Source organism: Yersinia sp. 2542 StPb PI, from assembly GCF_048593855.1.
Classification (GTDB): Bacteria; Pseudomonadota; Gammaproteobacteria; order Enterobacterales; family Enterobacteriaceae; genus Yersinia; species Yersinia enterocolitica_E.
In genome coordinates this window covers 1-24,743 of sequence record NZ_JAZGQA010000024.1, presented here as the reverse complement: position 1 = coordinate 24,743, position 24,743 = coordinate 1, and the positions used below count along the sequence as shown (strand labels likewise).

Here is a 24,743-nt window from a genome sequence, read left to right as displayed (position 1 = left end):
TATCCATGCAGTTTTTAGGATTTGACTGCATTCTCGGCTAAAACTGCGGGAACAATCAATCGATTCGGCAAGGTAAAGATAAATCGAGTCCCCAGACCGATTTCGCTCATGACCTCTAAACGTGCATCGTGATGACTCAATGCATGTTTCACAATTGCCAGCCCTAACCCACTGCCCCCCGTTTGCCGTGATCGGGCTTTATCCACCCGATAGAACCGCTCCGTTAGCCGTGGAACATGTTCAGGACCGATTCCCGGCCCATTATCGCTGACCTGAAATTGTGCACCTTGTGGAGTTTGCTGCCAACACACCTCAATTTGGGTACCAACAGGCGTGTGATTGACGGCGTTATAAACCAGATTTGATACCGCACTGCGCAGTTGGTCTTCGTTGCCAAACACTTTTAATTGGTCGTTAACCCGGAAGGTAATCTCATGTCGTCCGTTACTGAGAGCCTGAACTTCATGCTGTAACACTTTCAGCATCAACGGAATATCCACCCGCTCATTCATATCCACATTAGGTGCCGCTTCAATTCGTGATAGCGTCAAGAGCTGTTTTACCAACCCATCCATTCGCTTAGTCTGCTCTTGCATGGTCCCCAGTGCTTTATCCCGTAATGGCCCAACCAGTTCTTGGTCATTCATCATTTCCAGATAACCTTGCAACACCGTCAGTGGCGTACGCAATTCATGACTGACGTTGGCAAAGAAATTACGCCTTGCGCCTTCCAACTGCCGCATCTGGGTAACATCACGGGCAACCATCAATAATTGCCCTTCTGAATAAGGCATCACACGAAATTCGACGTAATAACCATTGTTCAGTTGCAGAGTCAACGGGCGGGAGAACTCTTGTTGTTGCAGATATTGGCTGAATTCCGGGTAGCGCAATAAATTAAGGATGTGTTGGCCGTTATCCTCCGGCCAACGAAACCCTAACAATTGCTGAGCTAAACCGTTACACCAGAAGATATTGCCATCAATTGTAGTAATAACGACCGCGTCAGGCAATGATTCGGCACCACTGCGGAAACGTTTGATAAGCAAAGCCAGTTCGCGCCGACGCCGACGATTTCGCAACTGCATTTGGTACAAGCCGTAAAATAAAGGCTCCCAGCTCCAGCGACCAGCAGGTGGTGTCATGCTACGGTCTAACCACAGCCAGTGAGATAACTTAAGTTGATTATAGAAATTCCAAACCAGCGCCGCGACAGCTGAAATCAGCAATAGCCAAGGAAGATAGCCGATGAAGGCACCCAGGAGTAATGCAGGCAGACAAAAAAGAGCCAGCTCGAGAGCCAGCGTTTTCCATGATAAGCGTTCTAACACAACGAATTCTCCGGCACTGAAAACTCAGTAGCGCGTTGAGAAACGGTATCCAGTTCCCCGGACAGTTTGTACCATTCTGTCATGACCATCAATTTCAAGCGCCTTGCGTAGCCGACGAATATGCACGTCAACCGTACGATCTTCTACATAAACGTTAGTGCCCCAAACATAATTAAGCAACTGTTCACGGCTGTAAACGCGCTCCGGGTGGGTCATAAAGAAGTGCAATAACTTAAACTCGGTCGGCCCCATATCCAGCGCTTGCTCATTGGCCATAACCCGATGTGAGGAAGGATCAAGGCTTAGCCCTTGCATTTCAATAACTTCCTCAACCGCCATCGGCGATATTCGGCGCATCACTGCTTTAATACGCGCAACCAGCTCCTTCGGCGAAAACGGCTTGGTAATATAGTCATCTGCGCCCACTTCCAAACCGCGCACCCTATCCTCTTCTTCGCCACGGGCCGTCAGCATCATCACCGGAATATCTCTGGTCAACGCTTCACGTTTCATATGTTTAATGAACTGAATACCCGAGCCGCCAGGTAACATCCAGTCCAACAGCACTAAATCAGGGAAAGGCTCCGACAGACGAGTTACTGCGCTGTCATAATCTTCGGCTTCTAATGGTTGGTAACCATTCTGTTCCAACACAAAGCACACCATCTCACGGATTGGCGCTTCATCTTCCACCACAAGTATGCGTCTTGCCATCATCAACCCTGCCAGTATGTTAGTGGTCACTATTTGATTTCGGGAGCCATTATGCGTCAGTTTTGTGACATTTTTATGAAAAACATCACGCTTCTACTAGCAATAAGCATAGTGATAAATTTCATGATAATTGCAAAACACAGCAGTCAAGTTTGCGAGACGTCTCGGAGATTTTCCTCATAGCCTTTTTTTAGCCGCGACATCCGGCGGGCAGCGTTTATAATCAGCGCCATTATCTTTGACTGATAACCTGCCGTGCGGGAGATTTATGCGCATTATTCATACCTCTGATTGGCATTTAGGCCAGCATTTCTTCACTAAAAGCCGCGCTGCTGAGCATCAGGCATTTCTGCACTGGCTCATTAATCAGATCGAAGAAAATCAGGTAGATGCGCTAATTGTAGCAGGTGATATCTTTGATACTGGCTCCCCGCCCAGTTACGCCCGTGAGCTATATAACCGTTTCGTGGTTGAGCTCCAACCCACTGGCTGTCAGTTAGTGGTATTGGGGGGGAATCACGATTCTGTGTCAACACTGAATGAATCACGGGGTTTGCTCTCTTATCTCAATACCACCGTTATTTCGTGCGCCAACAGCAATCTCGATCAACAAATCATTATTCTAAAAGACCGCCAACATCAACCTGCGGCTCTGCTATGTGCGATCCCGTTCTTACGGCCAAGGGACTTAGTCACCAGTCAGGCGGGTGAATCTGGAGGGCAAAAACAACTGGCTTTACAAGAAGCGATCGCGGGTCACTACCAGGCACTGTATCAGCGGGCGGTTGAACTGCGTACCGAACTGGGTTTGCCACTGCCCATTATTGCCACCGGGCACCTGACTACCGTTGGCGTCACCACGACAGACTCGGTTCGCGATATCTATATTGGTACATTGGATGCTTTCCCCGCGCAGGCATTTCCACCAGCAGATTACATTGCTTTAGGCCATATTCATCGCGCCCAACAAGTGGCTAAAACTGAACATATCCGTTATAGCGGCTCCCCCATTGCTCTCAGTTTTGATGAATTGAGCAAGGAGAAAAGCGTCTATCTGGTGGAGTTCCACCAACAGGCACTGGCATCAGTTACCCCTCTCTTCATCCCACAATTTCAGCCAATGCAATTAATTAAAGGGGATTTAGCGCAAATAGAGCAGCAACTGGTTCAATTCTCTGAGCATCAAGGCTTACCCGTATGGCTAGATATAGAAGTTGCCACCCAAGACTATCTTACTGATATCCAACGCCGTATTCAGGCTCTGACCACAGAGCTACCGGTTGAAATTGTATTGTTACGTCGCAGTAAAGAACAACGTAACAACAGTATCGAGCGGCAGGAAAAAGAGACACTCAATGAGCTGAGTGTTACCGATGTGTTTGAACGCAGGCTGGCGCTGGAGCCAGACTTAGCCGAGCCGCGCCAACAGCGGATGCGTCAAATGTTCAATCAGGTGGTTGATGACATCACGCAAGATAAAGATGCCGCACAGGAGCAGCCTGCATGAGGATTTTAAGCTTACGTCTAAAAAACATTAATTCTCTGCAAGGGGAGTGGAAGATAGATTTCACCGCCGAACCTTTTGCCAGCAACGGTTTATTCGCTATCACTGGCCCGACAGGCGCAGGTAAAACCACACTGCTGGATGCCATATGCCTTGCGCTATACCACCAAACACCACGTTTGACTGTCACGCCCAGCCAAAATGAGCTAATGACACGCCACACAGCGGAGTCACTAGCCGAAGTTGAGTTTGAAGTAAAAGGCATCTGCTACCGTGCATTCTGGAGCCAACGGCGGGCAAAAAACAGCCCGGAAGGCAATCTGCAAGCCCCTAAAGTTGAGTTGGCGCTATGCGACAGCGGTAAAATCCTGGCCGATAAAGTGCGTGATAAGTTGGAGATGGTTGCAGCGATCACCGGCCTGGATTTTGGCCGTTTCACTAAATCAATGATGTTATCGCAGGGGCAGTTTGCTGCTTTTCTCAATGCCGATGCCAATGACCGTGCTGAATTATTGGAAGAGCTAACGGGGACTGATATCTACGGGCGGCTATCTGAATATGTCTTTGAGCAACATAAACAAGCCAAGACCAATCTGGATGCTTTACATCAACGAGCCAGTGGTATTGAACTGCTCAATGAAGAACAGCGCTTGGCATTAACGCAACAAATCGATGATCTCCACCAACAAGAAAAGCAGCTTGTTTCAGCACAATCAGCGAGTCAAAACCAAATAAACTGGTTAACCGGCTGGCAGAGACAGCAGCAGAATCTACAAGAATATCAGCAGCAGCAAACAATTATTGAACAAGAATATCAGCAGGCACAACCCGAATTACAACGGCTGGCCCGTAGTGAACCGGCTGAGAAGTTGCGCCCTTTACTGCGTGACTGCTCACTCAGCCAACAGGATGTGCAACAGACACAACTGCGTATCACCGCGCTGACCCAACAGCAGCAACAGCTTCAGAGCCAACTAACCCCCCTGGCTCAAGCTCTGGAACAAGCCAATACCGCACGCCAACAACAGGCGGCCAAGCAGCATGAACAAGAAACACTGATTGAGCAAAAAGTGGTACCGCTGGATAACCTTATCGCGCAACAACAGCACTCATTAGCGCAATTTGCCACTCAATTGCAGCAATTGCGCGGCAAAGAACAACAAAGTAGACAGCAACTTGAGTTAAATGAGCAGCAGTTGCTAAAAATGCATCAGCGCCTGCAACAATTAGCTGAATATGCACAGCAATATCCCCACCATCAACACTGGGTAAAGTACCTACCGTTATGGCGCGAACAGTTCCGCCAATTGCACATACAGCACCAGCAGTCAGTGGCTAACGAGCAGCAATTACAGCAGCAAGCCTTATTACTGAGCAACTTGCAACAGCAAGCGGCCACATTAAATGAACAGGATAAACAGCAACAGGCCGTATTAGTACACGCGGCCTCGCAAGCAGGTAGCATCCAGCAGCAATTAGCAGCATTCGAGCAGCAACAGCCCGCAGCACAATTGCGCCAACAACTTGACGAGTTGCAGCAACAGCGACCGGCCCGGCAACAACTCGCCACATTATCGCCTTTAGCACAACAAGTTCAGGCACAGCACGATAAACAGCAGCAGCAATTCGCCAGCCAACAGCAACAATTAAAACAGCTTGAACAGCAGTTAGAAGAAAAACGTCAGCGCTACAAACATCAAAAACAACATCAGGCTGATCTGGAAACCTTGTGGGAACGCGAAAATCAGATAGTCAGACTGGAAGCGGAAAGAGCCAAACTCCAACCGGGAGATGCCTGCCCACTATGTGGCGCATTGGATCACCCCGCTATCACTGAGTATCAGGCGGTAAAACCGTCGGAAACAGCCGAACGCCTCGAGAAACTGCGCCGTCAGGTTGAACAGCTCGCCACTGAAGGCTCAGAATTAAGCGCGCAAAACAACAGTATGCAGCAACAGCAGCAGCATCTAGAGCAAGAGTTACAGCACAGCCGCCAGCAATTGGCCGATTATCAACAGCGCTGGCAGCAGCTGGCGCAACCTCTGGCGTTGACATTTGCATTACATGAACATGCAGCATTAATGGATTGGCTGGAACAGCAGGAACAATCAGAACAACACTGCCAGCGGAAATTGGCTGAATATGAGCAGCTAAACCAGCAATACCAACAAGCTAAAGATGCTCTGGCTCAAGCAGAACAGCAGCAGCAAAAACACTTGCAACAACTGGCATTAATCACTCAGCGCCAGCAAGATACTCAGCAAGCCCAGCAGAAACTGCAGTTACAGCATCAACGCCAGCAAGATGATTTAGCTCAGATGCGCCAAGACTTCAATAATAGTTTGGCTGATTTATCATTATCAGTACCAGCAGCAGACCAGCAGCAGAGTTGGCTGACTCTGCGGGAAGAGGAACACCAGCGTTGGCAGCAGAATCAGCAAGAACAACAACAGTTGGTTCTGGGGCAAAAAACACTGGAAACGCGGATTGAAGAAGAGCGTCGCCATTTACAAGAGTGCGTTGACCAATTATCGGCGCTCACCCAACAACACCAACAGGCTGAAACCCTATTACAACAACAGAGTCAGCAACGTCAGGCACTGTTTGGTGATATCAGTACTACTGAGGCTCGTCAGGTGTTGCGCCAACAACAACAACAAGCCGAGTTGATACAACAGAATGCGGCAGAAATCCTGCAACAGACTCAGTCCCAGCTAAACCGATTAGCGGGGGAGCTGGCGGGCTTAGAGCAACAATATCAGCATAATCAGCAGCGCGCTGCCACCGCTCAAGCTCAATTACAGCAAGCACTGGCGATCAGCGAGTTCGAGGATGAAGCCGCCTTAAACGCCGCACTGCTGGATGAAGAGGAAAGGCAACGTTTGCAGCAATTAAAACAGCAATTGAGCGAGCGACAACAACAAGTCAACATCCGCCAGCAACATGCCAATGAAGCGCTGGAGCAACTATTACAGCAGTGTCCGGCGGGTGTCGATAAAGCATCTGAATTGGTGGTATTGCAACAGCAATCAGAGCAATTGTTGATGCAACTAAAGGCCAATACATTACGGCAAGGCGAGTTACGCAATCAATTAGAAAGCGACACAGCGCGCCGTAGTAACCAGCATGCACTGTTTGAGCAAATTGAGCACAGTCAGCAGCAATATGAAGATTGGAGCTATCTCAATCATTTAATTGGTTCCAAAGAGGGTGATAAATTCCGCAAATTTGCTCAGGGTCTGACACTCGATCATCTGGTTTATCTGGCAAACAACCAGCTCAGCCGCTTACATGGCCGCTATTTGTTACAGCGCAAAACCAGCGATGCATTAGAGCTGCAAGTTGTGGATACCTGGCAGGCGGATGCAATACGAGATACCCGCACCTTGTCTGGGGGCGAAAGCTTTTTAGTCAGTTTGGCGCTTGCTCTGGCGCTGTCGGATCTGGTCAGTCATAAAACCAGCATTGACTCTCTGTTTCTTGATGAAGGCTTTGGTACGCTCGATGCTGAAACACTGGATACTGCGCTGGATGCTCTGGATAGCCTGAATGCGTCGGGCAAAACCATTGGAGTCATCAGCCATGTTGAAGCAATGAAAGACCGGATTCCAGTGCAGATTAAAGTGAAGAAAGTCAACGGACTGGGCGTTAGCCGCTTAGACAGTATCTTCCAGATAAAATAGTGTCACGCAGGTAAAGTAAAACCGCATATTAACTAGCGTCATTAGCAGCAAACGAGTAAGTCCCGATGAGCTTACACCAGTAAGTGATTCGGGTGCGCGAGAGCCGCTAACAACGCTGTAGTGTCAAGGATGCTGGGTAATAGCAGGCCACAACCAAGCGGCCCCACGCACACCACTAGAATCGCCGTGAAGTGCTTTGCGCACCGGGGTCTGGCACTCACCACCAAATACCCATGGGCTGATTAGCGCGGGCAAGGTTGTATATAGCCGCTCAACATTGCTCATGCCACCTCCTAATACCACCACATCTGGGTCAAACAAGTTGATGACATGAGCTAACGACTTGGCAAAGCGCTGTTCATAATGGCTCATTGCTTGCTCTGCGATGGCATCCCCTTGTGCTACTAAGGCGATAATTTCGTGGCCTTTAAGCTGTTTGCCACTCATACGAAAATAATCTGTCGCAAAGCCGGTACCGGAGACAAAAGTCTCAATACACCCTTTTTTACCACAATAGCAGGCTACTTCCTGTTGATATTGCCGCTCTTCATCATTTTGCCACGGTAAAGGGTTATGGCCCCATTCACCCGCAATACCATTGCCGCCGGCATGTACCCGGCCATCAATAGCAATACCAGAGCCACAGCCGGTACCAATAATGGCCGCAAATACCAGATGTTTCCCCGCCCCCGCACCATCGGTAGCCTCTGATACCGCCAAACAGTTAGCATCATTTGCCAATCGCACTGGGCGGGAGAGTAGTTCTGATAAATCCTTATCTACCATCTGACCATTCAGCCACACTGAATTGGCATTTTTTACTTTGCCTGTAAACGGAGAGAGAGTCCCTGGGATACCCACCCCCACACTCCCCTGCTGGCCCGTCGCCTGCTCCGCATCTGCAACTAACGTTGCAATCGCCTGCAAGGTATTTTGATAATCGTGGCGGGGTGTATCAACCCGTTTACGAAATAACTCCTGCCCGTCGTTGGCCAATGCGATGACCTCTATTTTGGTGCCACCCAGATCTATACCAATGCGCATAGCGCTTTACCTCATTGACAGGAAAATTCATTGTTGGTGATAACCGATTTTATCAAAAAATAAGGCCCTGCTTGCCAAAAACGTGACGACAATAAGAATCTTCTTCTTTCAGTTTGGACAATACACCCCTGTGACACAATCTTTGTCGCCCGCTATTTTGCATTCTGTCGTGTTTGAATCCCTGTGGATTAAAATAGCGCTCAGCAGATGAGCGGTCGGCTCTGTTTTTTTCTTATTCTTTTTACTAGGGGCCGAGGCGTCAATTCGTTATCATGCCGCCCTGCGTTTGATTAACTCGCGCGCTCCAGGCGCGCCCGAGCCAGGGATAACACTATGTTGTGGTTTAAGAATTTAATGGTTTACCGTTTGAGCCGGGAAGTTTCACTATCTGCGGATGAAATGGAGAAACAGTTAAGCGCCCTCAGTTTCACGCCGTGTGGCAGTCAGGATATGGCAAAAACGGGCTGGGTATCACCGATGGGGTCGCATAGCGATGCATTAACCCATACGGTTAATGGCCAGATCGTCATTTGTGCCCGCAAAGAAGAGAAAATCTTGCCATCACCAGTGATTAAGCAAGAGTTGCAAGCCAAAATTGAGCGCCTGGAAGGTGAACAGCATCGTAAACTGAAAAAAACTGAAAAAGACGCATTAAAAGATGAAGTTTTGCACAGTTTATTGCCACGCGCATTCAGTCGCTTTAACCAAACCTTTTTGTGGATTGATACCGTCAACGATCTGATTATGGTTGATGCTGCCAGCGCTAAACGGGCTGAAGACACCTTGGCATTGTTGCGTAAAAGTCTGGGTTCCTTGCCGGTGGTACCACTGACCTTAGAAAACCCTATCGAGCTGACGTTAACCGAGTGGGTGCGTAGTAAAGAATTGCCCGCCGGATTTGCGCTGATGGATGAAGCTGAGTTGAAAGCCATTCTGGAAGACGGCGGCGTGATCCGTTGCAAGAAGCAGGATCTATTCAGTGATGAAATCGCAGTACATATTGAAGCGGGCAAGCTGGTCACTAAACTGGCACTGGATTGGCAGGAACGCGTTCAATTGGTTCTGTCCGATGATGGCTCACTCAAGCGCCTGAAATTCGCTGACACGCTGCGTGAACAGAATGATGATATTGATCGGGATGATTTTGCGCAGCGCTTCGATGCCGATTTTATTCTGATGACCAGTGAACTGGCCGCCTTAATTAAAAATCTGATTGAAGCCTTGGGTGGCGAGGCTCAGCACTAACTTAGGTGCATAACACAGCTTAAGCTGATATCGCCCTTTCGCGATGAGAGGGCGAGTATCCGAATTCTTTAGCTCAAATATTTACACAGATACGAAGATGCTTCAGCAACTTGCAGGTTAAACTCACTTTCCCCTGGAATGTAGAAGGTTTCACCTGGCTTAAACACTTCCCAGCCAGCCGAACCAGGAATCAGTACTTTTAAGCAGCCGGTGATCACCGTCATTTCTTCCGCTTTAGCCGTACTGAAGGTGTACTCTCCCTTTTCCATCACCCCAACGCTAGCTTGCCCAATGCTGTCACTGTCAAAACCAATAGATTTCACTTTCCCGGTAAAATACTCATTAAATTTCAGCATAGTTTTGTACCCGCGTCTTAATCAAGATTGAGCTTTCATATTAGGGTTTCTATAAACGCTCTGTCACTGATTATTATGGCGAAATGGGATCATCGCCGGATTCACTCCCGAAGTTGTGGATAAAGCGTACAATTTAGCGGCAAATTGCCCTATTGGGGCGGGTAAATAGCTGCCATATGGTTGAAAATTAGCCATAGCAAACACCTTCACAGTTGTCGTGAAGGCTCATTTATCGAAATAAGAGTGGCATTAGAGGTTGCGTAAGATGTACAGCGCCAGCGAGGTTTCAAAAATCACAATCAATATTGACCAGAACGCTGGCATAAAATTGGTGTGTTGGTGAATAAAGGATTTGAAGGTTTTCATCGGCCCGCCTTGATCGGCCTTGCCTTAAGGGGCATTTATCAACGCAAATGATTTACGCTGAAATGATTACGTAGATGATAATTGTACGCTTCGTATAATTATCAGGCAATCAGGTGGGCTAATTATTCATCGGATAAATTACGCTTACTTTCCCAGCTACTTTACGGTTTCATCAGTCAAAAGCTGCAAAATTTGTTCAACAACATCTTGCGGCGCTTGAGTCGCATCCAGCACATAGTGGGCAACCTCTTGATACAGAGCTTCCCGGCTAGCCAGCACATCCTGCATTTCCTCTACGATCGGTTTGCCTGTAAGACTTGGTCGCTGGGCATCTTCCGGGTCTTCGGCTAATCGTTCAGCCAACACATTCGCTGATGCGCGTAAATAGATAACCTGCCCATGCTTACGCATAAAAGTACGATTCTCAACAGCGAGCACCGCACCACCACCGGTTGCAACAACAGTTTTAGGCGCAGTGACAGCCTGTAGAGCCATACTTTCTCGCTGGCGGAAACCCTCCCAGCCTTCGCGAGCAACCACTTCAGCAACACTCAACTGTGAGGTTTGCTGCATAAACAGATCAGTATCTATAAAACGATATCCCAACGCCTGTGCCAACGCCTTCCCTACCGTTGTCTTACCCGCACCGCGCGCGCCTACCATGAAGATAGTCTGTGTCATTACTTGAAAGTCCTTTCGCATCAACTTCTGAGGATAAATTCTCGGCATCAAAAAATTGGCCACTATTGTCGACCAGCTAAATAGGATTAACACTCAGCTCTACACTGTAGATGCGAATCATACCGATAATTAAGGGTAGTGCAAACTTTACAGCATCGTAAAATTAACGATACACCATTAGCCATTCAACTTTACTGCCAACCTCCCAAGATTGCCCCTGCTGCGGTGGCAATCAATCTGGTTGGCAATAGACAAATTAGGTTTGAAGGATCCACTGTAACTGTCATAAAGAGAAACTTTCGGTGTCAGCTTATAGACCACACCGGTACGAGGGATCAATTGACTATCAGAGCTATCGGGATTGATGACGAAAGGCCGCCCTTTACCGGCGAAAGCATCAAACTGATCGAAACGTAAACCTGCCAGTACAACCTACTTATCTATCAGTTCAATTGAATTGGGAAGGCATTTGGATGAGAGCGAGAAGTCGCTGAAAGTCACACTCAAGCGTGTATTTGATCAATACGATTGGGCTTTTTGCCTGATAATCCTCTGGCAAACCAGAGGCTATTGCACAGGTAATATGAGGTGACTATCAAGGTTAGACCATTAACGGGGCTGACAAATATACACCAATGCAGGAGGGAAATTACGTACCACGCGTATCTTTTTCCACGTGAAATAACGAGATAACAGTGGCTCGGAAAGGTGGCTGTATTGAAATAAGACTAACACTCCGCTGTTAGCGCGTAAGCGCTGCTGAGTTTGCTGCAATATTCTAATACTGATCTTGGTTGGGATCGAGAGTAATGGCAAACAACAAAATACCACATCGTAATTCTGATCCAACTGTTCAGCTGAACGATCAGCTACCTGCAAACGTAAATCTTTGATCTGGTGTAATGCATGAACAAAGTGTGGCTGAATCTCGTAGGCCTGTAAGTGAGACTTTGCTGACATATGTGACAAAATACGCTTTGTCAGTACACCATCAGCAGCCCCTAATTCAGCAATATTAAGGTTTTGGGTCCAATCTACCTGATTCAACATCGCCTGACATAACCAAGGCGAAGAAGGAGCTAACGTACCAACGGTACGTGGTGAGGCAATAAAGCGCTGTAAATAGGAAAACTGACTTTTAAAATTACGCCGGACAGTGTTTAGCATAGCCTCTCCTCGGAAACCCGAATGGACCACAATAACACCTTATATTTATTAAGAGCGCATTAAGATTGCTCTAAGAGTTAATTATTTTTAGCAGATAAATTGATAGTACCGATGGGTAATAATGAAATGTACAGTCTTAGGTTAACAATGACCCACTATTGTTAACCTATGTTTAGAGTCTGATTAAAAAAATATTGCCATATCAATATAGTATCTAAATATTTCACTCACACTAACTTAGGCTTAGAACATTAACGATAAATCTCGGCACTGGCGTTGTAATGGCTGGAATCACCAGGGTTACTGATACCAATGACCCGATAGTGGCTGGCACCATCAGCGCTCGCTTTGGTATTCAATGCTGATTCCACATCCATCGGTGAACCGCTAACATTAGAAAGAGAAATCACCCCCATACTTTGCAATTTAGTGGCTTGTTCTGAGCTAATTTCTTGCGCGGCCAGAGTGGCGAATGAGGTGGTAGTAATAAGTGTAGCGATGATAACAGGTAATAGTTTCATAATATGCTCCAACTGACGGGTTATATGTAACGTCTTGGTGAGGTTAATTATGGGCGGACTAACGCAAGGTGACGTAATGCAATGTAAAGAAGCTCAATCATTGTGAGAGTAATAAGGAGAAAATAAATTAATTTGTGTCATTAGAAAAATAAATCACAAATATTTATGGGCAATCGTCGATGCATTAACACCGCCGCCTGCTGGTAGACCCTATATATTGCAAGATGCAGGCGGCTTGAAAGGTGATGGGGATCAGTCACGCTTTGCTACAATCATCATAATATCACTGGTAAATGAACCATCAGTTTGGATCTCATAATGCTTAATGACACCATCAGATGCTGATTTTTGTAACTCACGGATCGCGATAGCAAAATGCTGTGGAGTACGCATTCTGGCAATCCAACTACTGAACTCCAAATAGAGTCTATCGGAGGTGACCTCATTTATCACTAACCCGGCATCGGTCACTAGTGCCAGCCATTCGCCGGGAGAGTAATTTCGCACATGTGAGGTATCACGTAACACCTCCACGGTCTGCAAATAAATATCCAGCACCGGATGACCGGGGGAAACTACATCCATAAAGATTATCTTTCCGCCGGGGCGTAATACACGTTTAACTTCTCGTAATGCTTGGCCGACATCATGCCAATGATGGGCAGAATAACGGCTGATAACAATATCAAAACTCTGATCATTAAACGGCAATGACTCTGCTAATCCTTGCTGTACTTCAATATTAGTCAGTTCTTTATCTGTTGCCGCCTGACTGACCACTTGCAACATTTGCGCTGAAAGATCATAAGAAACTACAGATTTCACCACTGCCGCAGCGGTAAAACTGGCATGTCCGGCACCACATCCAAGGTCAAGTAAACGGGCATCGCCATCAGATTGCAATAGTGTAGCCAGACGCTGTAAATCTTTACCTTGAGCGTGAACCGCACTGGTCAGATAAGCATTGGCTTGATCGCCAAATTGCCGCTCAACGGCATCTTTATGGCTATTCTGCATGGTCATTACATCCCCTTTTATGGTTTAACCTTCTGATTTACTTTATGTATCTTATTTCCTACAAAACGTTACTATGTTTATCTCGAACTAAATCTACTATATACACAAAGCTATTGGAGTTGTAGGCAGACCGCAAGTAAACGCATCTCCATAAGCTTATTCAGGGGTGAGATCGCCGCTAACCCCCTTAGCACTTCAAATACCAAGGGAATATTATGGTCACACTCAGAGCAATGCATACCGAAGAGCTAAACGACTATCGGAATCTCTTTATTAGTGAGTATGCGCAAGATTTATCATCCAATAGTGGTTATAGCATCGAGCAAGCATTGGCTCATGCAACGCAAATTTTTGATGGTTACTTACCAGAGGGTGTTAATACTCCCGGTGACCGTCTGTATTGCATCGAAAATAAGGATGGCGAGAGCGATAATAATGCACTGGTGGGTTATTTATGGTACGGCCAGGCTAACAATGACAGTGCAGCTTTTATTAAAGATTTCTATGTTCTGCCGCAACATCAGCGTAAAGGCTATGGTTCTGCGTGTTTACAGGAATTAGAAAATATACTGGTCGATCAGGGCATATTTGAGATAAAGCTGCGGGTCGCTGCGGATAATCCACAAGCGAAAAGATTGTATGAACAAATGGCATTTGTAGTAACAGGATTTAATATGTCCAAATCACTGGCAAGAAAACCATAGGGATAAACAGGCGACTACGAGGTGAAAGACAATAAGCAGATGGCGCTTGCATCACTGCAAACGAAAAATAAAAGCCGGAACATCGGACTAACAGTTCATCAGATGGTGGCCTGCGTTAAACTGCTTTATCGTCGCCCATCTGTTGCAGTTGGTTTTTGTAAGATTTCACTTTTTGGCGTTTCTTCATCCAAATGGAAAACGATACAACAAAAATCCCGCCCGCCAGTGTTAACACACCTAACTCATGCTGATAAAACAGCATTATAATGAAATAGATAGCAGAAATGATTGCCACCCATTTAGCCGAATGACCAATAGAGCTTTTCTCATCAGTCAGACGGCGGATACTCTCTTCTTCGCTAATTCCCATGCGCTACCTCCTTAGTGACAAGTTTATAATATTGGGGCAGTTGCATGATAATTCAACATATTTTTCAGTTTTTATTTTGTTCAGTCAAGATAGTGCTAATTGACTACCCCGACTGAATCGATATTGGTTATAAAATAATAATCAGTTCGTATTCGCCACCATCCAGAGCAACTCGTACCCCGTCGGATTGATAGGCGAGTGCTAAACCATTCAATGTCGCCGAACTAATCCCCTGACAGCGCTGGGCCGGACTTTCAACACGAATAACATAGCGCGTATTAGCCAGATTAACCGTCGCCTCAAATCCCGGCCAACTGGCGGGTATGCAAGGATTAATCACCAGTTCCCCGCCTTCACGCCGGATCCCCAGAATACCTTCCATACCCGCGCGCTGCATCCAGCCCGCAGAACCGGTATACCACGTCCAGCCACCGCGCCCAACATGAGGTGCGACTGAATAGACATCGGCTGCGACCACATAGGGTTCGACTTTGTAACGCGCAATCCCCGCAGGGGTATTGCCATGATTTATCGGATTGAGCAATGCAAACAGGTTGCGGGCCTTATCCCCCTCACCTAATTCAGCAAAGGCTAAAATCACCCACATGGCAGCATGGCTATATTGCCCCCCGTTTTCCCGTAAACCAGGAGGATAGCCTTTGATATAACCAGGATCATCTGGCGTTTTGTCAAAAGGCGGAGTGAATAGCAGTGCCATCCCATCATCGGGACGAATAAGATGTTGCTCCAGTGAAGCCATTGCTTGTACGGCTCGTAGTGGGTCTGCGGCCCCCGATAGCACCGCCCACGACTGGGCAATAGAGTCAATACGGCACTCGTTGCACGCTTTAGATCCCAGCCAACTGCCATTATCAAAGGTTGCACGGCGATACCAGTCGCCATCCCATGCTTCCCGCTCTAATGCCTCGATTAAACCGCTGAGATGCTCCTGCCACTGCCTGGCCCGTCGAGGGTCACGCTTGCTCGCTAACGGAATGAACATTTTCAGCGTTGCCACCAGCAACCAACCCAACCAAACACTCTCCCCTTTTCCCCCTTCACCGACTCGGTTCATGCCATCATTCCAGTCACCGGTCCCCATCAGCGGTAAACCAAGCTCTCCGGTCAATTCAATGCATTGATCCAACCCTTTGGCACAATGTTCAAACAGTGAGGCGTTTTCCTGTGCCACCAGTGGCTGGAAGAAAGCATCGTGTTCGCCTGGGTGCAATATCGGCCCTTCGAGGTACGGTACTGTTTCATCCAGCACACCGCTATCACCGCTTGCAAGAATATACGTGGCGGTGGCAAAAGAGAGCCAAACCCGGTCATCAGAGATGCGAGTTCGCACCCCCTGCCCGGAGTGAGGCAACCACCAGTGCTGTACATCACCTTCGATAAATTGTCGCCCGGCGGCGCGCAATAGGTGATGTCGCGTCGTATCCGGTTGAACAAAGGTCAGCGCCATGCCGTCTTGTAATTGATCGCGGAAACCATAAGCGCCACTGGCCTGATAAAATGCCGATCTTGCCCAAACACGGCATGCCAGCGTTTGATAAAGCAGCCAGCCGTTGAGCATGATATCCATCTGTCGATCCGGCGTTTTCACCTGGATAGCCTTCAGCAAGGTACGCCAGTAATCGGTGACGTCACTCAACACCGCATCCAGATTTGCCGTACGGTAACGGGTAATTAAAGCTTGTGCCTCACTCACTGAAGCACACTGGCCGATAAACCACACCACCTCTACCTGCTCGCCCACCGCCAGTTCAATCGTTTGTTGCAGCGCACTACAGGGATCAAACCCGGCACCGGTCGTACCGGAAAGCGGTATTATTGCCGATAGGGCTAACGGTGCAGAGCTGTCTCGATAATGTCCAAGGAACTCGCTACGATCGGCGGTCCAGCTAGTTTGCTGTCCATTTAAGTCAGCGAAGGAAACTCTGCCGGGGAAGGCGGTGCTCCAGGGATTTCGCGCCAACATGGCACCGGTTGGTTCATCCATTTCGGTAATAATAAATGGCCCGGTCGCCCCGCGAGAGGTCGCCAGTACCCATTCGGCATAGGCGGTCACCGAGATACGCCGTGGTTTATCCGACATATTGCGCAATGTCAGACGGGATATCTTGATAGGATCCGCCAGCGGCACAAATTGCAGCAGCGTCATGCCAATACCATTAGCCTGATGCTCAAACCGACTATAGCCATGACCGTGGCGGGCGATATAGGTGCCACCATCGCGGATCGGCTGTGCCGTAGGGCTCCAGAGTAGCCCAGAGTCTTCATCGCGCAGATACAGGCATTCGCCAGAGGAATCGATAACGGGATCATTGAGCCACGGCGTTATCTGGTTTTCTCGGCTATTTTCAGCCCAGGTATAGCCACTACCGGTAGCCGAAACCTGAAAACCGAAGGTCTGATTGGAAATTACATTAACCCAGGGCGCGGGGGTATTTTCCCCATCATTCAGGCAAGTTATATATTCCTGCCCTTGCAGGTCAAACCCTCCCAGACCATTAAAGAACTCCAGATTTTCAGGTAAGGGTAATAAGGTTGCCGTCGGCAAGTTAACCGGTTTGACCAGTGAGAAACTGACTTTCTTATCGGCTGTTAATAACTTTTTATCCTGTGCTAACAGGCGCTTATCTGATGTGAATAACTTTTTATCCGTTGCGAACAGCTTTTTATCCGAAGGAACAATTTTCTTGTCCAGAGTGAATAATAGATGGTTGAGTTGATTACCCAATGTGCCATAGCGGGCTGATAACACCACCCGAGCAACCGAACGGAGTAGCGATCGAGTCTCTGCACTCATCAGATCAGCACGCAAGGCATAGGCCGAACCTTGTCGTAGCTGATCACCCAAGTGTGGTCGTGACTGGCTACTGCGCACTGCGGTTTCTATAGCGATTTGCAAATCTTGTACATAAGAAGACGCCCGTTCATTGATGATAACCAGATCAACCGCCAAACGTTTCATGCGCCAGTATTCATGTGCGCGCAGTAATTGCCGCACCTGATCAATGTCTTCGATATCATCAATACGCAGCAGAACTATCGGCAAATCACCCGATATGGATTGAGTCCATAATACTGATTGGATCCCTGCACCACGTATGATAGTTGTCGATGGCGAACGGAAGCGGGCATCGGCATACAAAATAGGCGCGGCCAGTTGCTGAAAATCTGCCGCCTCCTCAGCTTTAATCTCCAAATGGCGTAACTGCACCTGTGCCTGGGTCCAGGCCAATGTTTTAGCACGGTCATACGCACTGCGGTCACGGTGTTTATCCACCATATCCAGCAAAGCTTCTTTCGATGAAGCAATCAGTGTCCAGAAGGAAACCGTAACGGTCTTGCCCGCCGGTACCAGCAAGCTCTGGCGCAGTGAGAATATCGGATCCAGCACTGTACCCACAGTATTTGACAGTGCCACTCCCACTTGCATGGCAGCCGAGCTAATAACCCGGTTACCGCGACCAATAAACTTGGCCCGATCCGATTCATATTGCAGCTCACTCATCGGCAGGCCATCAGCAACCAAGAAATGCGCCGCCCAGACTTGTGGTTCTTGTGCTGTTCTGGGCCGCCGCGTCGCAATTAATGTACCCAATTCCGCCAGATATTCAGTAACCACAAACATTTTGGCGAATGCCGGATGCGCACTGTCTGCTGCGGCCGCAGTGAGTACCACCTCAGCATAAGAGGTCAGTTCAATCTCCCGCGCACGGCGGCCCGTGTTAAGTAACGAGATCCGCCGTACTTCACCATCATCTTCACTGGAGATAAGCACATCCATGGTGCTGGTCAGCGTACCGTCGCGGCAGATAAATTCGGCATGATCCTCACTGAAAATCACCTCACGATGGGCATTATCACTGGCGGCCAGTTGCGCCCCGGCAGACCAACTGCGGCCACTGCGTAAATCACGCAGGAAAATAAAGGAGCCGTAATCATCACAAGTAGCATCTTCCCGCCAGCGAGTGACCGCGACATCCAGCCATCGGCTGTAGCCAGCCCCCGCGCTGGTCAGCATCACAGCATAACGGCCATTGGATAACAGGTGAGTCACGGGTGCTCCAATAACCGGTGAGGACAAGCGGCGAATGGTTGGTAATGCACTGTCTGCCACCGCGGACAGCAACACCTCCTCGGTCCGAGGATAAGCAATCGCCACATTGCGCGGCATCCGCTCCTGCAACAGTAATTCGCAAGCCTGAATCATTGGCTCATGGTGAAAACGGTTACGCATCCGTCCTTGCTGTAAGGTATTGGCAATAGCAACAATGGTCATCCCCTGATGGTGCGCCATATAGTTGCGTACAATTACCACCTGCTGATGTTCCGGCAAGCGCGAGCGGGTGAAATCCAGTGCTTCATAGTAACCATAGCGGCCTAACGCACCCATCTCCGCCAGTTTTTCATAGTTTTGTAGCGCACCGTGTGGATCAATCATAGCTGCCAGCCCGGTAGCATAAGGCGCAATTACGGTATTTTCTGATAAACCACGTTTTAACCCCAACCCAGGGACACCAAAGTTAGAATATTGATAAGTAAACTCGATATCACGTGCACTGTACGCCGACTCAGAAATGCCCCACGGGATATTCAAGCTGCGGCCATAAGCCTGTTGCCGTTCAACCACCAGTTGATTCGTTTGTTCCAGCAAGCTGCCCGCCGGCGCGCGCATCACCAGTGAGGGCATCAGGTATTCGAACATCGAGCCAGACCATGAAATCAGCGCAGCCCCTTTACCAATCGGGGTCGCCGCTCGCCCCAGACGGAACCAATGACGAGTCGGCACATCGCCTTTGGCGATAGCAAATAGACTGGCAAGGCGAGCCTCTGAGGCCAGTAAGTCGTAGCAACTCGGATCAAGGCTGTTATCCACCAACGAATAACCGATGGATAACAATTTACGCTCGGGATCAAGCAGGAAAGCAAAATCCATCGCCAGCGCCATATGGCGGGATTCAGCAGCCAATTTCAACAACCGATCATTAACTTGCTCCTGCATCTCCTGCGTGAGTTGCTGGTCATATTCATGTTCAGCGGCCGCCAAAATCAGTACTTCAATCCAATAACTCAAATCAATAAATGCATTATCATCAATAGAACGTGCGACACCATGCACCATCGCTGAGGCTTTGACTAATAACGGTTTTAACGACAGCGGTAACATTTCAGCGTCACCGACTCCCTTTAAATCCATACGGATTTGTTCTAAAACCGCCCACAGCTTACGTTTAAAATCAGCATCACCCGCGGGTAACGCGTTAAAGGATATCTCGGCCAACAACAGGTTATCCATCAACCCCTTAGCGCCGTTAGTCGCCAGCGGTTCTGCCGCCCACTCTTCACAGGTATTGGCCAGCACAATCAAATGCCCGGCCAGGTTGCCACTGTCTACCGAAGAAACATAAGCCGGTTCCAGCGCCCGTAGATCCTGCGTGCCATACCAGTTAAAGAAATGCCCGCGGAAACGCGCCAGTTTATGAAAGGTTTCAAAGGTTGCTTCCAGCCGCACCAAGGTGCGATAGGTACCCGCCCAACCAAAATCGCGAGCAGCCACAGTCGAGAGTAAATACAATCCCATATTGGTCGGTGAAGTGCGGTGTGCCACCACCGGTTTTGGATCTTCCTGAAAGTTATCAGGCGGCAGCATGTTTTCATCAGGGGTAACAAAGGTTTCGAAGAAGCGCCAAGTGCGCCGGGCGGTCAGACGCAACTCGGGGATATCTTCCGCCATTATCGGTTTATGTTGTGCTACCTGATGGGAACGGCTGACCCACAACGCGATGGCCGGAGCGAAAAACCATATAATGGCAAAGGGTAAAATCAGTGGCCAGGCCAAGGGCGAAACCATCAATGCAATGGCGGCCATCAGCAAACCTAATAGCGTTCCGCCCGCCATATGACGATAAAAACCGGCGACACCGGGGTGGGGTTTACCGGCAGATTGTGCAGCGGTGGTCCACTCCAGTAAATTACGATGGGTAATAAACAGGCGAATTAGCGTGCGGCCAATAGCATCAACCATCTGCCAGGCGTGGTCAGCCAGGAAAATCAATGACAACAACGTCTGACTGCCTGCTCGTTTAGTATCATCGAGTAAAGAACGTAAATGGTTACTCAGCCGAGTATTCTGAGCCGGCCATAATGAGAACAAAATGGGTAGAAAAGAGGGGAACGCGATCAGCAAGATGACTACCAGCACCCCAACCCACGCAGCAGGCATGGGTAGCATCCAACTGCAACCCAGCAACATTAGCGCAAAGGGAGCAACCAGTGAGCGGCGCAAGTTATCCACCATTTTCCAACGGCCCAGCAATGGAACATTTTTGCTGTCTTTGTCGTTCCTGACCACCCAACGCAGTAATTGCCAGTCACCCCGCGTCCAGCGATGCTGACGCTTGGTAATTACGTCATAGCGGGCGGGTGACTCTTCCACCACTTCAATATCCGAAGCCAATCCGGCACGGGCAAAAATCCCCTCAAACAGATCATGGCTGAGTAAGGCATTTTCTGGCACCCTGCCGGCCAGCGAGGCTTCAAACGCATCGACATCATAAATACCTTTGCCGGTATAAGAGCCTTCGCCAAACATATCCTGATAAACATCTGAAACTGCGGCAGCGTAAGGGTCCATCCCCCCAGGACCAGAAAATACCCGTTGGTATAACGATCCACCTTTGCCCATCGGCAATGCCAGCGTCACACGTGGCTGAAGGATGCCATAACCATCGGTGACCCGCTGCTGGTCCGCACTAAAGCGTGGTTGGTTCAGCGGATGCGCCATTTTGCCAATCAAGCGCAGGGCAGCATCGCGTGGCAATCGGGTATCGGCATCCAGCGTAATGACATAACGCACATCGGTTGGCACCTGTGGTTCACCGGCGGCGGTGGCAATAAATGAGGTGTCCGTCGCCCCCCGTAACAGGCGATTAAGTTCATGCAACTTGCCCCGTTTACGCTCCCAGCCCATCCAGCGGTTTTCACTTTCATTAAACCTTCGCTGACGGTACAACAGCAGGAAACGCGGCCCGGCAGGACCGGGGCCATATTGTTGATTAAGCCGTGCAATAGCCTCATCGGCTAATAGCAGTAGTGGACCATCACTCGGTATGACTTGCTGGTCTGCATCAACCCCATCCAACAGCAGAGCAAAGGTAAGAGAACCGATAGCCCCCGATAAATGGTGGACTTCTAGCTGCTCGATTTGCGCCAATAAATCACTTTTACTGGTGAGCAACGTGGGCACCACCACCAAGGTACGCAATCCATCCGGTACGCCACTGGTTAGCTCCAATCCCGGTAAAATCGTGGCACCAAAGCTCCAGGTGATAACGCGGTTTACCAGGGCAGTTGCCACATCTGTCGCAGGGATAAATGCGATTAAGGTAAATAATACCAGCCAGCCCGTCGCCAGTCCGGGGAAAGAGAGCGCCCACAGCGCCAATGCCAGTAATCCGGCAGTGACCAGAAAAATGGCCCCCATAAAACCGCCAACACCAAAGCTGACGCTCAAGCGGCTAAACCACAAACGTATTGAAGGACTGAATCTGAGTTGATTCTCCAATTCACGCCTTCCCGCCCCAATCAAGTGATAGCCTGGGTCACGGCAGCGTTCGACATTCTCTGGTTCTGCGGCCTCAGCTGTAGTTTGTGCGACTTGCAGGGCAAGAGCGGCAATTTCCAGTTCTGTGAAGGTGGAACCTCGGCATAATTGTTCGATGGCACTGCGGTACAGATTGCGGGTTTGAAAATCCATACTGGCGAAAGTGCTACCCTGGCGTAAACATTCATCGACCAGGCTTACACTCTCAAACAGATCAGCCCAGTCAATATCCGAGATCAACCGCATACTGGTAATAACATTTCGGACCGAAACGTTAGATGCCCCCTGCCGTAGTTGAGCTCGTTGTACAACTTCACTAATCGATAGCCCTTGTAATTGAAGGCGATCTTCCAGCCAGCCCAATGCTGGCGTGGTGCGTGGGTCTTGATCACGTAACCGCTTTGCCAATTGAGATGCAAATTGCTCAGATAAAGGTTCACTGGATCGCACCGCAATATCAGACTCCAGAGCCAATCGGCTATCGCCGGCGTCCAATAAGCGATTCGCCAGCGCCTCAGCATCTGCCCGATCTTTACGACCTTGAGTTATCTGATCAGCCAGACGGCGTAAATTCTCTATCAGCACAATACGCAGCGTAATCGCCACCGCCCAGAGTTCACCAATCGTCAGCGGTTGAACACGCTGATACGCCATAATAAAACGGCATAATACATCCGGGTCCAGATGGCTGTCAGTGTGCGCCACAAAAGCCCAGGTAATGCCAAATACCCGTGGATAGCCAGCGAAGGGGCCGTCGGCCAGTTTCGGCAATTGACGGTAATAACCCGGCGGCAAATCATCACGGATCTCGCGGATCTGCTCTTCAACCAGATGATAATTATCCAACAGCCACTCAGCCGCAGGGACTACTGCGCGGCCCTTTTCCAGTTCTGCGGCACTGGCCCGATATGCTGCCAGCAGCGTATTGGCGTTATCATTCAGGCGGGCATGCAAAGTAGATACCCGTGGTGGGTGGGTAGTTATCGACTGCGCTTTGGCAAGGCTCTCAGCATGCTGTTCCAATCGCTCCACACTGAATAGTTCATCCCTTACAGGTGCAGTATCATGCCAAGGGGTAGTCGCTGCGGTGGGTGATCCAAGAATAGCCTTTAGAAATAATTTCATAGGTACCTTTCTGGTCGGGTGCTCATACAGTCTGATGGCAATCTGCATAATGAAAAGTCGGGAATAGCCATTAAAAGGCGTATCCAAACGGATTGCTCAGGTGAGCTTCCTGAGCCGTGCGAGCCGCGTGATATTGAGCAGAAAACGCCTTACAGGCAGAATGCTGTCAAAAATGCCGAGTGAAGGTGGAAAGCAAAAGACGGATACACCAAAGTATCCAGTCATAAAAAAGGGGCGAGTAAAGGCTGACGATACGCAATAAACGTACGACAGCAAAAAAGCTGAATAGTATTAACTATAGCCCAAAGGAGAAATTAAGGATCAGGGCATAAAATGAGAGAAATAAATCAAAAGGTTGCATTAACAGCAGGTACTGTAATTTAAATACCTGCCGCCTTCCCACTATTACACAGACTGTTGGTAATCACCCCATACTTTCAGAAACTAGATGCTGTCTTGAAATTTTCGTGCCTTGGCAGTTTGCTGTTTCTCTAACTCAAAAATGGCGCGTTGCAGCCCTTTTTCTTGGATTGGACTCAGACGAGGAAATTTAAAACTCAAGCGTTGTACTGTGAGGGTTTCACCTTTGTTATTCACTACTTGTTTATCAATGGCACGGATAAACTGCAGGTCCAGCTTAAAAACACCAAAACCACATAAATCCACTGAGGCATCTCGTAAAATACCGCATTCCTGAAGGGGGAACTCACTGCCTTTCACTGCATACAGCCCCATGCCCCCCAGGGAAATATCCCCTAATGTGTACGAGAAATTACTGCCATCAGTGAATTTCCCAGAACAATAATAAGGCGGCCATTGAGGGATGTTTACACGAAAATATTCCCGCCGTTGGATAAAATAAAGCTGCTCAGGAATAGCCGTGCTAAAGGCAGGTAGTGATAAATATTTTATTTCTTTCAGTGAATTACAAGTAAATTCAATTTTTGCGCCCGTAGGGTCTGCAATAATAGTCAATTGATTAGCAGCAAGGGCCAGACGGTTCTCGTGTTCTACACTACCAAAATCAAAAATAAACTGATTCGTCTCAGGTACCACATCCAGAATACGGCTGATAAATTGTCCGCGCGCATGCATAACCATCACTGCGGTATCGTTCTTCTTTAAATCTCGAAGAATTGCACAGATCGCTAATTTATTCGTTTTGACAAAATTTTCTTTAGACGTTTCGCTCACCTGCCATTCCCCATCTTTAATTTATTGCTCTGGCTACCCAGATTATTTTAATGAGCATATAAGTATCAGTATGGTTATCGGCAGATGTTTGAATTACTTTAAT

The 24,743-nt window shown here is 48.5% G+C and carries 16 protein-coding genes and 1 pseudogene; 4 read left to right on the top strand and 13 right to left on the bottom strand.

Translation table 11 applies throughout. From position 1 onward, the window contains the following. Positions 1-14: 14 nt before the first annotated feature. Together phoR and phoB are read right to left on the bottom strand one after the other, a co-directional pair. A complete protein-coding gene (gene phoR / locus V1952_RS05305; protein ID WP_372558174.1) occupies positions 15-1,331 on the bottom strand; it encodes a phosphate regulon sensor histidine kinase PhoR in 1,317 nt (438 codons plus the stop codon). A 24-nt stretch (positions 1,332-1,355) separates the two neighbouring features. Further along, complete coding sequence (phoB, locus tag V1952_RS05300) at positions 1,356-2,045, bottom strand: phosphate response regulator transcription factor PhoB (protein ID WP_025377384.1); 690 nt, start codon at positions 2,043-2,045, stop codon at positions 1,356-1,358. A gap of 268 nt (positions 2,046-2,313) precedes the next feature. Between phoB and sbcD the strand changes: the two genes are divergently transcribed. Next, entirely contained in the window at positions 2,314-3,552 is a 1,239-nt protein-coding gene (gene sbcD, locus V1952_RS05295) for an exonuclease subunit SbcD (protein WP_372558173.1), read from the top strand. Continuing rightward, complete coding sequence (locus V1952_RS05290; RefSeq protein WP_420074418.1) at positions 3,549-7,232, top strand: AAA family ATPase; 3,684 nt, start codon at positions 3,549-3,551, stop codon at positions 7,230-7,232. The genes sbcD and V1952_RS05290 overlap by 4 nt, the downstream gene beginning before the upstream one ends. A 123-nt stretch (positions 7,233-7,355) precedes the next feature. Here the strand turns inward: V1952_RS05290 and mak are convergent, their stop codons facing one another. Beyond that, positions 7,356-8,276, bottom strand: coding sequence for a fructokinase (gene mak / locus V1952_RS05285; protein WP_372558171.1), 921 nt, complete (start codon positions 8,274-8,276; stop codon positions 7,356-7,358). A 333-nt stretch (positions 8,277-8,609) separates the two neighbouring features. On the opposite strand from mak, the gene rdgC reads away from it, so the two are divergent. Next, on the top strand, positions 8,610-9,521 hold the full coding sequence (rdgC, locus tag V1952_RS05280) for a recombination-associated protein RdgC (RefSeq protein ID WP_083160093.1): 912 nt from the start codon (positions 8,610-8,612) through the stop codon (positions 9,519-9,521). Between the two features lie 68 nt (positions 9,522-9,589). Here rdgC and ppnP read toward each other — a convergent pair whose 3' ends face one another. The 7 genes and pseudogenes from ppnP to V1952_RS05245 form a co-directional block, all read right to left on the bottom strand. After that, complete coding sequence (gene ppnP / locus V1952_RS05275; protein WP_005189270.1) at positions 9,590-9,877, bottom strand: pyrimidine/purine nucleoside phosphorylase; 288 nt, start codon at positions 9,875-9,877, stop codon at positions 9,590-9,592. A 63-nt stretch (positions 9,878-9,940) separates the two neighbouring features. After that, a complete protein-coding gene (locus tag V1952_RS05270; RefSeq protein ID WP_372558169.1) occupies positions 9,941-10,072 on the bottom strand; it encodes a hypothetical protein in 132 nt (43 codons plus the stop codon). 327 nt (positions 10,073-10,399) lie between these two features. Continuing rightward, positions 10,400-10,924, bottom strand: coding sequence for a shikimate kinase AroL (gene aroL, locus V1952_RS05265; protein ID WP_372558168.1), 525 nt, complete (start codon positions 10,922-10,924; stop codon positions 10,400-10,402). Between the two features lie 184 nt (positions 10,925-11,108). Next, positions 11,109-11,374, bottom strand: a pseudogene (locus V1952_RS05260) (TonB-dependent receptor domain-containing protein); the annotation flags it as partial. A 159-nt stretch (positions 11,375-11,533) separates the two neighbouring features. Then, positions 11,534-12,091 (bottom strand): class I SAM-dependent methyltransferase, encoded by a 558-nt coding sequence (locus V1952_RS05255; RefSeq protein WP_083160097.1) that lies wholly within the window; start codon positions 12,089-12,091, stop codon positions 11,534-11,536. A 251-nt stretch (positions 12,092-12,342) separates the two neighbouring features. Further along, a complete protein-coding gene (locus tag V1952_RS05250; RefSeq protein ID WP_372558167.1) occupies positions 12,343-12,612 on the bottom strand; it encodes a YdgH/BhsA/McbA-like domain containing protein in 270 nt (89 codons plus the stop codon). 252 nt (positions 12,613-12,864) lie between these two features. After that, positions 12,865-13,635 (bottom strand): class I SAM-dependent methyltransferase, encoded by a 771-nt coding sequence (locus V1952_RS05245; RefSeq protein ID WP_372558166.1) that lies wholly within the window; start codon positions 13,633-13,635, stop codon positions 12,865-12,867. Between the two features lie 209 nt (positions 13,636-13,844). Here V1952_RS05245 and V1952_RS05240 point away from each other — a divergent pair, with 209 nt between their 5' ends. After that, entirely contained in the window at positions 13,845-14,333 is a 489-nt protein-coding gene (locus V1952_RS05240) for a GNAT family N-acetyltransferase (protein ID WP_372558165.1), read from the top strand. Between the two features lie 115 nt (positions 14,334-14,448). Here V1952_RS05240 and V1952_RS05235 read toward each other — a convergent pair whose 3' ends face one another. From V1952_RS05235 to V1952_RS05225, 3 genes are all read right to left on the bottom strand, one after another. Further along, complete coding sequence (locus tag V1952_RS05235) at positions 14,449-14,703, bottom strand: hypothetical protein (protein WP_083160103.1); 255 nt, start codon at positions 14,701-14,703, stop codon at positions 14,449-14,451. A gap of 127 nt (positions 14,704-14,830) precedes the next feature. After that, positions 14,831-23,446, bottom strand: a complete 8,616-nt coding sequence (locus V1952_RS05230) for a GH36-type glycosyl hydrolase domain-containing protein (RefSeq protein ID WP_420074417.1) — start codon at positions 23,444-23,446, stop codon at positions 14,831-14,833. Positions 23,447-23,890: 444 nt separating this feature from the next. Beyond that, entirely contained in the window at positions 23,891-24,640 is a 750-nt protein-coding gene (locus V1952_RS05225) for a flagellar brake protein (protein WP_420074416.1), read from the bottom strand. Positions 24,641-24,743 lie beyond the last annotated feature (103 nt).

Coding starts and splice junctions, on each gene's coding strand:
- phoB (WP_025377384.1), bottom strand. CDS start 2,045: ATGGCAAGACGCATACTTGTGGTGGAAGATGAAGCGCCAATCCGTGAG.
- sbcD (WP_372558173.1), top strand. CDS start 2,314: ATGCGCATTATTCATACCTCTGATTGGCATTTAGGCCAGCATTTCTTC.
- V1952_RS05290 (WP_420074418.1), top strand. CDS start 3,549: ATGAGGATTTTAAGCTTACGTCTAAAAAACATTAATTCTCTGCAAGGG.
- mak (WP_372558171.1), bottom strand. CDS start 8,276: ATGCGCATTGGTATAGATCTGGGTGGCACCAAAATAGAGGTCATCGCA.
- rdgC (WP_083160093.1), top strand. CDS start 8,610: ATGTTGTGGTTTAAGAATTTAATGGTTTACCGTTTGAGCCGGGAAGTT.
- ppnP (WP_005189270.1), bottom strand. CDS start 9,877: ATGCTGAAATTTAATGAGTATTTTACCGGGAAAGTGAAATCTATTGGT.
- V1952_RS05270 (WP_372558169.1), bottom strand. CDS start 10,072: ATGGCTAATTTTCAACCATATGGCAGCTATTTACCCGCCCCAATAGGG.
- aroL (WP_372558168.1), bottom strand. CDS start 10,924: ATGACACAGACTATCTTCATGGTAGGCGCGCGCGGTGCGGGTAAGACA.
- V1952_RS05255 (WP_083160097.1), bottom strand. CDS start 12,091: ATGCTAAACACTGTCCGGCGTAATTTTAAAAGTCAGTTTTCCTATTTA.
- V1952_RS05250 (WP_372558167.1), bottom strand. CDS start 12,612: ATGAAACTATTACCTGTTATCATCGCTACACTTATTACTACCACCTCA.
- V1952_RS05245 (WP_372558166.1), bottom strand. CDS start 13,635: ATGACCATGCAGAATAGCCATAAAGATGCCGTTGAGCGGCAATTTGGC.
- V1952_RS05240 (WP_372558165.1), top strand. CDS start 13,845: ATGGTCACACTCAGAGCAATGCATACCGAAGAGCTAAACGACTATCGG.
- V1952_RS05235 (WP_083160103.1), bottom strand. CDS start 14,703: ATGGGAATTAGCGAAGAAGAGAGTATCCGCCGTCTGACTGATGAGAAA.
- V1952_RS05230 (WP_420074417.1), bottom strand. CDS start 23,446: ATGAAATTATTTCTAAAGGCTATTCTTGGATCACCCACCGCAGCGACT.